This is a genomic window from Paraburkholderia sp. USG1 (assembly GCF_031570135.1).
Taxonomy (GTDB): domain Bacteria; phylum Pseudomonadota; class Gammaproteobacteria; order Burkholderiales; family Burkholderiaceae; genus Paraburkholderia; species Paraburkholderia dioscoreae.
Window position 1 is genome coordinate 261,144 of sequence record NZ_JAMWXW010000004.1, and the last position, 11,019, is coordinate 272,162.

General features: G+C 60.3%; 11 protein-coding genes. 10 read left to right on the forward strand and 1 reads right to left on the reverse strand.

From position 1 onward, the window contains the following. Positions 1–69: 69 nt before the first annotated feature. The 8 genes from NE850_RS07625 (at position 70) to NE850_RS07660 (ending at position 7,832) form a co-directional block, all read left to right on the forward strand. Positions 70–1,101: a DUF4331 family protein gene (locus NE850_RS07625; RefSeq protein ID WP_007177163.1), complete on the forward strand. Its 1,032-nt coding sequence runs from the start codon at positions 70–72 to the stop codon at positions 1,099–1,101. A gap of 96 nt (positions 1,102–1,197) precedes the next feature. Beyond that, positions 1,198–2,337, forward strand: coding sequence for a HoxN/HupN/NixA family nickel/cobalt transporter (locus NE850_RS07630; RefSeq protein ID WP_007177162.1), 1,140 nt, complete (start codon positions 1,198–1,200; stop codon positions 2,335–2,337). A 182-nt stretch (positions 2,338–2,519) separates the two neighbouring features. Next, entirely contained in the window at positions 2,520–2,903 is a 384-nt protein-coding gene (locus NE850_RS07635; RefSeq protein WP_007177161.1) for a response regulator transcription factor, read from the forward strand. A 220-nt stretch (positions 2,904–3,123) separates the two neighbouring features. Beyond that, on the forward strand, positions 3,124–5,325 hold the full coding sequence (locus tag NE850_RS07640; protein WP_310698592.1) for a PAS domain S-box protein: 2,202 nt from the start codon (positions 3,124–3,126) through the stop codon (positions 5,323–5,325). Then, complete coding sequence (locus tag NE850_RS07645; protein WP_405044805.1) at positions 5,300–5,989, forward strand: response regulator transcription factor; 690 nt, start codon at positions 5,300–5,302, stop codon at positions 5,987–5,989. The genes NE850_RS07640 and NE850_RS07645 overlap by 26 nt, the downstream gene beginning before the upstream one ends. A 288-nt stretch (positions 5,990–6,277) precedes the next feature. Further along, positions 6,278–7,234 (forward strand): helix-turn-helix domain-containing protein, encoded by a 957-nt coding sequence (locus NE850_RS07650; RefSeq protein ID WP_007177158.1) that lies wholly within the window; start codon positions 6,278–6,280, stop codon positions 7,232–7,234. After that, the gene (locus tag NE850_RS07655) at positions 7,221–7,388 is read left to right on the forward strand and encodes a hypothetical protein (protein WP_007177157.1); all 168 of its coding nucleotides are present in this window, start codon (positions 7,221–7,223) and stop codon (positions 7,386–7,388) included. Before NE850_RS07650 ends, NE850_RS07655 begins: the two co-directional genes overlap by 14 nt. Before the next feature lie 51 nt (positions 7,389–7,439). Next, on the forward strand, positions 7,440–7,832 hold the full coding sequence (locus tag NE850_RS07660; protein ID WP_007177156.1) for a DUF3331 domain-containing protein: 393 nt from the start codon (positions 7,440–7,442) through the stop codon (positions 7,830–7,832). 280 nt (positions 7,833–8,112) lie between these two features. Here NE850_RS07660 and NE850_RS07665 read toward each other — a convergent pair whose 3' ends face one another. After that, positions 8,113–9,210 carry an alpha/beta hydrolase gene (locus tag NE850_RS07665; protein ID WP_310698593.1) on the reverse strand — a complete coding sequence of 366 codons (1,098 nt, stop codon included), beginning with the start codon at positions 9,208–9,210 and terminating at the stop codon, positions 8,113–8,115. 337 nt (positions 9,211–9,547) lie between these two features. Here NE850_RS07665 and NE850_RS07670 point away from each other — a divergent pair, with 337 nt between their 5' ends. Together NE850_RS07670 and NE850_RS07675 are read left to right on the forward strand one after the other, a co-directional pair. Beyond that, positions 9,548–9,748 carry a hypothetical protein gene (locus tag NE850_RS07670; protein WP_007177154.1) on the forward strand — a complete coding sequence of 67 codons (201 nt, stop codon included), beginning with the start codon at positions 9,548–9,550 and terminating at the stop codon, positions 9,746–9,748. Between the two features lie 164 nt (positions 9,749–9,912). Continuing rightward, a complete protein-coding gene (locus NE850_RS07675) occupies positions 9,913–10,932 on the forward strand; it encodes an AraC family transcriptional regulator (protein ID WP_035517178.1) in 1,020 nt (339 codons plus the stop codon). Positions 10,933–11,019: the final 87 nt, after the last annotated feature.

Genomic DNA, 11,019 nt, shown 5'->3' on the forward strand with positions numbered 1-11,019 from the left:
GCGGCTTCATGATCGTCTTACGGACCAACCGTCGCCCATTGATAGCTACATCAACGAAAGGAGCAACTCATGTCCCACCATCTTGATTCGCCGCTCGCACGACAGGATATCCGGCTCGACATCACCGATCTGTATTGCTTCCGGGGAGAAACGGGTACGGTTTTCGTCATCAACGTCTGTCATTCCATCGCCGGTGAGATACCCGCTCCAGGCTATCACCCCGAAGGCATGTACGAATTCAAGATCGATATCGACGGAAATGCCGTGGAGGAACTGACCTATCGCATCTCATTCGACGAGCGCGACCTGCAAGGCAAGCAGCGTTTCGTTGTGCGCCGCATTGCAGGCGCCGATGCGACGGATCCGCATGCGCAAGGGGAACAGATTGCCGAAGGCAGCACGGATGAAATCGTCATGACGCCCTCCGGCGTGCGCGTATGGGCCGGCAAGGCGGGCGATCCGTTCTGGATCGAGCCCGATGTCCTGCACGCGGTTGGCCACGTCTTTCAGGACGGCACGCCGCTCGATCTGGCAGGCTGGGATCCGAAGCAGGCTCGTAACCTTTTTGCCGGCCACACGGTCTATTCCATCGTATTGGAGGTGCCCGACGCACATCTGCTGGCAGACGCCGGCCACAACCGTCGCGTCGGCGTGTGGGCTGTCGCGACGCTGGCCACGGACGCTGGAGACTGGAGATCGATCAACCGGGTCGGACTTCCAATGATCCATCCGCTGTTCACGCAGTACAACGAGGATCTCGGCAATCGCCTGAATGCAGGACGCCCGGCCGACGATTTCGACACATACGGTCCGACTATCATCGGGGCGGTCGCAGGCGCTATAAAAGCCAACGGCACGGCGGAAGATCCTGAGGGCTATGCGACGCTCGTGGCACATCGCTTTCTGCCCAACATGCTTCCCTACACGATTGGCACGCAAGCCGTATTCGGCATGGCAGGGTGGAACGGACGGTCGCTGACCGACAACGTGGCGGACGTGATGTTCACGATTGCCGCGAACACGCCGATCGCGCTCGGCATCGGCAAAGAGTCGGTCACGTCGAAGCCTTCGTCGACTTTTCCGTACGTGCCGAAGGTCTAGCCGTCTGTCTGCTCGCCGACAGATATGCCGCCCGTGCAGACATAGCCCTGGCGAGCTGTGTCTGCCCATCCGATGTCGTCATTAACAGAGACCACTATGCCTTTACGTTCCGGTCACCGTCAACTGTCGGTCAAGACACCCTTATTCTCGCGGCCGTTGCATTTCGATACCACCGCGATCGCCATGATAGTGGTCATTGCCTTGTTGCATATCGTCGGATGGACTACGTTGATCGCCATTGTCGTACCGCTGCATTTGAGCGTGGACTCCAGAGTGTTTGGAGTCGGCATCGGCGTGACGGCATACGCACTCGGCATGCGCCATGCGTTCGATGCGGACCATATCGCCGCCATCGACAATACGACGCGCAAGCTGGTCGGAGAAGGCAAACCGGCTCATTCGATCGGCTTCTGGTTTTCTTTCGGTCACTCGACCATCGTGTTCGGACTCACCCTTCTCGTCGCACTGGGCGTGCGTTCGCTCTCGGGTCATGTGGCGAACGCCGATTCGGGCTTTCACGCAGTCGCGGGACTCATCGGCACCTGTATCTCCAGCGGCTTTCTCTATCTGATTGCGGCGTTGAACATCGTCTCGTTCTTCGCGATCTACAAGGTGTTCCGGCGCATGAAGTCCGGGCGCTATGACGAGGCTTATCTGGAGCATCGGCTTGAGAACCGTGGCGTGGTGAATCGTCTTCTCGCGCCTCTGATGAGGATCGTGCGCAAGCCTGGACAAATGTACTTTGTCGGACTGCTGTTCGGCATGGGCTTCGACACGGCAACCGAGATCGCGCTGCTGGTCCTGACAGGGTCCGGTGCTGCTGCGGGGCTGCCGTGGTACGCAACACTCTGCCTCCCCGTGTTATTTGCGGCGGGCATGCTGCTGTTCGACACGATCGACGGTTCGTTCATGAACGTCGCGTATGGGTGGGCATTGGCGAAGCCAGTGCGCAAAATTTACTACAACCTGGTGGTGACCGGCCTGTCTGTCGCAGTCGGAGTGGTGATCGGCACCATTGAGATCCTCGGACTGTTCAGCAATGCACTGAATGCACACGGCGCATTCTGGTCGTGGGCATCCGGCATCGATCTGAACAGTCTCGGCTTCGCAATCGTCGGACTCTTCGTCGCGACATGGCTCGTCTCCGTGGCAATCTGGAAGTTCGGTCGGATCGAGGAAAAATGGGCGCCTGTTCGCAGCCATTCGGGCATCATCAAGCAGCAGATGGGGGAGTGACAGGAGGGGGCCTGTCTTTGTGCGGGCCGCTTTCCAGCCTGTCTTTCCGGTTTCCCCGGCCGGCCCCTATACACACATATGATTTTCACGGTAGGGATTTTTCCATAACATGGGGATATCCGGGCGGCGAGCCAAACAGCATCGTGCCGTCGTAACCGAATGTATGGCAGAGGATAAGTCGCTTGCATACCCATCCGATAGTTTCCATCATCGATGACGACGAATCCGTCCGCATCGCCACATCAATGCTCGTTCGTTCACTGGGTTGGGGCGTGCGGCTTTATGCGTCCGCCGAAGATTTCCTCGCCTCCGGCCAGATCGGTGACGTCGCGTGCATCATCTCCGACGTGCAGATGCCCGGCATGAGCGGGCTCGAGATGCAGCGGCACCTGCTCGACGGCGGAATTACGCTGCCGATCATCTTTATCTCCGCTTTCGCATCGGAAGTGGTGCGCCGCCAGGCGCTGGACAACGGAGCGATGTGCGTGCTCAGCAAACCTGTCGATGGCGCAGTCGTGTCGCGTTGCCTCGAAACGCTCCAGGCAAGAGGCGGCGAAATTCATTAAGCCCGCTCGCGGCGGGCCTTGATTGTTTAATATTGAACGACTCGGATACTATGTACCGGATTGAATGGGCCGGAGTCCTGCGTGTCTTCCTTCGGTGTGCCGTTCTTGCGGCACCACACAGGCTTCCGGTACTCGTCAACGAACGTTTGCCTCGAATGCCTATGCCAACATCGCGCCGTTTCGTCTGCCCCGTTCCCGCGCGGCGCGCTCAATCGACATCATGATATTCCGCTCACGCGCCGACCAACCAATGCGGCATGACGCGCGCGTGCTGTTCGCTCTCGCGGGTGCCATGGCGCTGATCGTATTCCTGATCGACGCGTTCACGCCACTCGATATCGCCATTGCAGTGCTGTATGTCGTCGTGGTGCTGCTTGTCTCATCGACAACGTCGCGGCTCGCTACGATCCTCACCGCATGGAGCTGCGTGGCGCTCACGGTGATCGCGTTTTTTATGTCGCATGACGAGCATTACTCGGTCGGCGCGATTGCGCGCTGTGCCGTCAGCCTGCTCGCCATCGCCACGACGTCGGTGCTGGCGTCGCGCAATCAGAAGAACACCGCGACGCTGCGAGAGCAGGTGCAGTTGCTTGATCTGACGCACGACGCAATCGTCGTGTACGACATGAATGATCTGATCACGTTCTGGAATCACGGCGCGGAAGAGGTCTACGGATGGACCGCGCAGCAGGCGATCGGCCAGTCGATTCATGAGTTGACGCAAACACACTCGTCTGTTCCGCTCGACGAGATTCGTATCGAGATGTTGCGTTCTGGCCGTTGGCATGGCGAATTGCAGCGCGTGCGCAATGACGGCACCGCCGTCGTCATTTCGAGCCGCATGGCGCTGTGGCGCGATGCGAAGGGCAAACCGCGCGCCGTGCTCGCCACTAACAACGACGTCACCGTCCGCAAGCAGATGGAAGGCGAGTTGCAGCGCCAGAAGGACGAATTGCGCGCGACCATCGATACGATTCCGGGCATGGTCTGGAGTTCGTCGAGCGACGGGCGCCTGAGCTTCATCAACCGGCGCTGGAACGAACTGGGCGTGACGCTTGCCGAAAATGGCGGCGACATCTGGCGCTCGATCGTTCATCCCGACGACTACGCCGCCGTACAGCACGCCTGGCACGAAGCCATTGCAACGGGCGCGCCGTTCGAAAACGTCTCGCGCATCCGGCGCAGCGACGGGGTGTACCGATGGATGCATATCGGCGCGGAACCGCTGCGCGATAAGGGCGACAATATTTTGCGCTGGTACGGCGTGAACACGGATATCGAAGAACGCAAGCAGGCGGAGCAGGCGCTCGCGCGCAGCGAAGCGTTCCTGTCCGACGCACAGCGCCTGAGCCGCACCGGCACCATTGCGACGAAACTGCCAGAGGGCGAGATGTGGTGGTCTGACGAAACGTATCAGATCTTCGGCTATTCGAAGCTCGTCACACCCGGTTTCCACCTGATCCTCGAGCGCTCGCATCCCGAAGACATCGCGCTCGTCAGGCACGCTTATCATCAGAGCCTCGCGGGTGAGCCCATCGTCGATGTCGAACATCGTCTCGCGATGCCCGATGGACGCATCAAATACGTGCATTACGTCGCGCGTCTTGCAGCACCGCAGTCGGCCCATCCCGAGTACGTCGGCGCGCTGATGGACGTGACGGAACGGCGGGTGTCGCAGGAAGCACTCGACCGCTCGACAGCCGAACTCGCGCGCGTGACGCGCGTGACGATGCTCGGCGAACTGGCGGCGACGATCGCGCACGAGGTAACGCAGCCGCTTGCGGCGATCGTCACGTGCGGCGACGCTGCCCAGCGCTGGCTGAACCGTCCGCAGCCCGACCTGAAGGAAGTCGGGCAGTCGATTAACCAGATGATCCGCGACGCCAGGCACGCGAGCGATGTGATTCGCCAGATACGCTCGATGGCGCAAAAGCGCGATCCGAGTCATACTATGCTCGATCTGAACGGCATAGTAAGAGACTCCATCGAACTGGTGCGCCGCGAACTGGATGGGCACCGCGTCGAAGTGGATGCCGACTACGCATGTCCGCCACTGCAAGTGTGTGCCGACCGTGTGCAGTTGCAGCAGGTCATCATCAACCTGATAATGAACGGCATGCAGGCGATGTCGGGCATCACGGGGCGGCCGCGGAAACTGTGGATCCGCACGCACCGCTTCGATGCGCGACATGCGCAAGTCCTCGTAGAAGACTCCGGCACCGGCATCAGCGCAGAGAACGCCGGGCGGCTTTTCAACGCATTCTTTACGACCAAGGCGGAAGGCATGGGAATGGGATTGTCGATCTGCCGCTCGATTGTCGAGGCGCACGGTGGCCGGATCTGGGCGGAATCGGAAGAGGGAAGGGGGGCTGTGCTGCAGTTCACTCTGCCGCTCGATGAGGAAATCTGCCGTGAGCAGTGAACCGGGCAACGCGGCGAGTCACTCGATCGTCTATATCATCGACGACGATGAGTCGATGCGTGAAGCGGTCAGCATGTTGCTACGCTCGGTCGGCTTGCGGGTTGAAGCGTTCGCGGCCGCACAGGAATTTCTTGCGTTCCAGAAGCCGGATGTGCCGAGCTGTCTGATTCTGGATGTGCGGCTCAAAGGGCAGAGCGGTCTTGCCGTGCAGGAACAGATTGCGGCAGGCGAATTGCGCGTGCCGATTATTTTCATGACCGCGCATGGCGACATTGCCATGACGGTCAAGGCGATGAAGGCCGGCGCGACGGACTTTCTCTCCAAGCCGTTTCGCGACCAGGACATGCTGGACGCCGTGGCGACTGCTCTCGGCAAGGACGAAGAACGGCGCGAAGTGGATCGCTCGGTCGCGGATCTGCGCCGCCGCTACGGGTCGCTCACGCCGCGCGAGCGCGAAGTGATGGCCTTTGTCGCGGGAGGCTTGATGAACAAGCAGATTGCCGGCGAAATGAACCTGAGCGAAATCACGGTGAAGATTCACCGCGGACAGGCAATGAAGAAGATGGAGTCGCGCTCGCTTGCCGACTTCGTGCTAAAGGCGGAAGCGCTCGGCGTCAAATCGCCAAAAAGCACCCCTACGCCACCGCGCGTTCAGCACGACTGAACCCGCACGGGTATCTTTACCCCCGAACGGCGACAATCACATCGCCGTTCGCTTTTCCCTGCAATCCCTCGAATCCCTCGCAATTTGACGCCCCCCGTGGGCCGTCGCGCGTTTTTGCACCTGCGCATTCTCGTCCGCATTAAACCTTCATATAGGTTGACCCACCCATTCGACGCCGTAGGCAACCGTCTGTACGGCTAGGCACGTGGGCTCCGTTTGATTAACTTTGAGTCATCGCGGTGCCGGTGTTTTGACCGCAGGAAGATCACTCTATCGGACGGACATATCATGCGCTCGCTGCTCTCGTATCCTGAAACCGGTGCCGACATCGCTTCGCCAGGCATCGCCGGCCCAATCGACGCCGAGCATCAATGGCGCAGCCCACGCGCGCATCACGCGCAGCCGCACCGGCAGCACGACAATGTGCTGGTGTCGCGCTGGACGCGCAACATCACCACACCGGTCGAAGTGGTCAATCACGGCAACGAGTCCGATCACTGCATCGGCCTGGCTCTGAAATGCGTGTCGCTGACCTTCAATCACGCGGGCCGCAGGCTCACGCAAGGGCGGCTGACTGCGGGTGTGGTCCAGGTTACAGCGCCCGCCGTACCCGTCAGTGCCGTCTTCGAATCGTCCGTCGATGTGCTGCATCTGTTCGCGTCGCAGCAAGTTCTCGCGGAGTGCTACGAAGACCTGTTTCAGCATCCACATGCGGGCGACATCGTGCTTGGCGACCCGAAGCTCGTGCGTGATCCCACACTCGACCGGCTTGGTCAGGCGCTGGCCGTTTCACAGACCAGCGACGCCGCGTTGGGCAAGGTTTTTACTGAAAGTGTCAGTCTCGCCATCGTGTCGCGCATTGTCGCGCGTCAATTCACTGTATCGAACGCGCAGAACCGCGAAGGGGCGGCGCTGCCGCAGTGGCGCATGAACCGTGTGGTCGAGTACATCGACGCGCATCTGTCCGAGACGATCGGCCTTGCCGACATTGCCGCGAGTGCCGGCCTCACCCGCATGCATTTCGCCGCACAGTTCCGGCGCGCGACGGGCTTGCGTCCGCATGAATACCTGCTGCGCCGCCGGATCGAACACGCACAGCATCTGTTGCTGAGCTCGAAGCACAACGTCGTCGATGTCGCGCTGAGCTGCGGCTTTCGCTCGCAAGCGCATTTCACGACTGTGTTCAAGCGCTTTGTCGGCGAGACCCCTTGCTGCTGGAGGATGAAAGCGAATGCCGCTCGATGAGCACGTCCATTCATTTCTCGCGATCAGCAAGGCGTTTCTGACGCATGCCGGCGATTCATTGTCTATCGACGACTGCCGCGAAGCCGACGAACCCCTTGTGATGGCCCATGTACACGGCGAAGTAGTCGATGAATGCCGCGACTCGCGGCGCTAGACCGAATAGAAAAGCCGTTCGATCAGGTAACGCTTCAACAGGAGTCGCGCCATGCTGGCAAACGCAAACATCATCGATCCGTGGATGCAAACCATTGGCTTGTTGTCCGCGCCTGCGGGCGGGCCGAAAGGCCGTGATAGTTGGCTGAATGGAGGCAACGGGGCGCGCCATGTTTACGGCACGTCGCTTCACACCGTCACGGTAAGCCTGATCGACCGGCCGTCGCCGACGACGGCGACGATCTCCTGGCGCGACTCGACCCGCTGTTGCTATGGCGACCAGGTCTGGTGCGCGTCGCGGGCCTACACCGAGGGCGTCTGCGCGATGAGCAGGCAGCCGATTCGTCGCGGCGACGCGGTGTACAAGCCACGCGCCTGCGGCCGTGCGCCGCGCAATGCCGACGCAATGATCCTGGCGTCCGTTCTCGACGACGGGTGTGGTTGATGGGTGTGGTTAATACGCCGGCTGCATCAGCGTTCGTTCGGGTAGTCGAGATCGATGCTCGCGAGCCTGATTGATTGCGCAACACTTTGCAGTCTGAAAAACGCTGCGCTACCCGCAGGGTCAATGGCTAAAGCTTGTTCGCTACATCGGGAACGGCGCATGGCCGCTCTCGAACTTCCCGGCATCACCGCTTATTTGCCCCCTGGCATGCCCGTCTTTGCGGGCCGTGCTGGCGATAAGCGATGTGAAGGCGGGCAAGCCCGCCTTCAGCAGCCGTTCCTTACTTGCCAATGTGTTCGCGGATGCCATCCGCGATCTGCCGGATAGCAGCCTTGGTGGCTGGCAGATCCCTCAGCCCATTGAGCAGGGCGAAATCGTGAATGGTTCCGTTATAGCGCACGAACACCGTTGACACGCCCGCGTCCTGGAGGCGATGCGCGTAAGCTTCGCCTTCGTCCCGGAGCACGTCATTTTCCTCGGTGATGACCAGGGTTGGCGGAAGTCCCTGCAACTCAGCCGTACTGGCGCGCAAAGGTGAGACGTACGGGTTCTCCCGTTCTTTCTCGGTCGGCGCATAGTGATCCCAGCCGTACTGCATAAAAGATCTGCTCAAGAAACGGTTATTCGCATATTCCTGGTAAGAGCAAGTATCGACTCCCGCATTGGTTGCCGGCCAAAGCAACACTTGATAGCTGATCTTTGGTCCGTTTCGGTCCTTGTCCATCAGGTTTAGGGCTGCGGTCATATTACCGCCAACCGAGTTGCCGGCCACCGCGATACGCCGTGGATCAGCGCCGAACTCGGATGCATGTGAGCTTACCCACTCGAGTGTCGCGTAAGCCTGGTTCAGTGGCACCGGAAACTTTCCTTCCGGGAGATTCGTAATTTCCGGGAACACGGCCGGCTGGCCGGATTCAACGACGAGGTCGCGCACCAGCCGCTTATGATTCTCGAAGTTGCCGGCAAGCCAGACAGCACCGTGGAGAAAGAGGATGACGCCGGGATGCGCAGCCATATGGTTGGGTTTCATGATGAACAACTTTATGGTGCGTCCGTCGACGGTCAGCGATTTCTCCGAGATCGTCACGCCCGACATATCGACGGGAGTCTTATTCTGCAGGCCGGTAAGTACCTCCTGGGGTTTGGGTTGAGGCTGTTCCCAGAACGGGCTTGGATCTTTATTAAGTGGCAACAGGAACTGGCGGACTGCCGGATCAATATTTTGATCGTCTGCGACGTTCGAAGGCGCTTCGGTGACATGCGCAGAACATGGTGTTGGCACGTACGGCGCGTCGTTGTCCTTGACGTCCTGTGCATGAGCCGTCGTGAGACTCAGGGCGGACCCCACGAAGACGGCTCCCGCTAAGACATTTTTCATTTCATGCATCATTCAGCTCCCGGTGAAAGAGGTGGCCCCGTTCGGTCAGACAGTCGGATCGAGTTAATAAGTGGCAGCGTCCGGGGTCATCAAGCTGCCGATTTAATCGCTGGCAGTGTCGCGAAGTACGCCTCATCCGGTGCCTGATCGGACAGACTCGAATGGGGCTGTTTCTGGTTGCAACGGTTCAGATAGTCGCCAATGAAACGCTTGCCACGGTTGACCGATTCACAGGTTTTCAGACACGTCCCAGTCCGTCCAAGATATCAATCCACGATGCGCGCATCTTTAGTGATACAGGTGCGGTTTCACAATCGCACGATCACCGGATCGACACATGGCTGGCCACTTCACCGGGCCACTTTTGCTTTGGTATAAGACCTTCAAAGCGTGTGCGCCGAGTTCACACAAGGTCGAGTTCGCGCATGCCGTTTCCGGGCTGGCTGGGTTGCTGCTGCATGCGCCGCAGCAGCCGGCCCGGAGCAGGAAACTGGACATTTCTAATGAGCCAGAACCAGACATTACTAAAAAGCTCTGACAGACAATTTGTTGATAATTTATCTTATGTCAAATCAAACATCCACACGCCCGGCCACCACCCCATAAGCTAAGAACAAAATATTGGTTGCCCCCACGCGCGAGTCCGCTAACGTAATGAGCCAGCGTGCAGCCCCACGCATCCGCCATTACCCTTTGGAAGTCATGCCGCAAAATCCCGACAAGCTAGCCGACTGGCTGCTCTCCAGCCTCGAACTGAAGAGCACGGTTTTTCACGTCGGCCAGTATTGCGGAACATGGCAGGCGTCCACGGCCGGACGTCGGCGCGCGAGCTTCCACGTCGTGCTGCACGGTGAATGCTGGCTGCATCTTCCCGCCAGCGCGGAACGCGAAGCACACAGCCTGCGCCTATCCAGCGGTGACGCCGTGTTCCTGCTGCGCGACATGCCGCATTGTCTTTCCCCCGACTCCCGTCCGCCCGCGAGCGGCCACGAGAGCGCACGTTTCGGCACCATGTCGCCGCTGGCTCCGTCGCCCGCTGCGCCAACAACTTCGCCAACCGCGCCAGCTACGGCGACCGGCAGCGTCGGCATTGCATGCGGATTCTTCGAGTTCAACTCGGCGCTCGACGACATGCTGCTCAGCCTGCTGCCCGACCATATCGTCGCGCGGCGCAACAACCCGTCCCTCGACGGCGCGCGCGCCATTTTCGACCTGATCCGCGTCGAAGCGCTGCGCGATGCGCAAACGCCCTCGCCGCTCATCGCGCGTCTCACCGATCTGCTGTTCGTCTACGCGCTGCGGGCGTTGGGCGCCCGGGACGAAATCGTCCCGTGTTTCTGGTCGCTGATGCGCCGGGCGGAATTCGCGCCGCTCGTAACCGCGATTATCGAATCACCGGGCGAACGCTGGACAACCGGGACAATGGCGCAGTTCGTCCACATGTCGCGGGCGCGCTTCTGCAAGCAGTTCGTCGACATTGCCGGGCAACCGCCCGCGCAATTCGTCACGCTGATCCGGATGAAGCTGGCCGCGGCGATGCTCAGAAGCGGCGCGCGTACGCCGGACGCGGCCGAGCGGGTCGGCTACCAGTCCGAGTCTGCCTTCTCCCAGGCATTCAAGCGTGTGACGGGCGTTCAACCCGGCGCATGGCGACGCGCCTGCACCGCGCACGATTCCATCGAGACGCACGCATCAGCCGCCGGCGCCGCCGCGCTGCATTAAGCGCGACACTCTGCCGCACTCCGTCATCGGCAAGACAAACTCGCAGAAATCGCAGACAGCCGCGCATTGTGCGGACACAATCCCGCA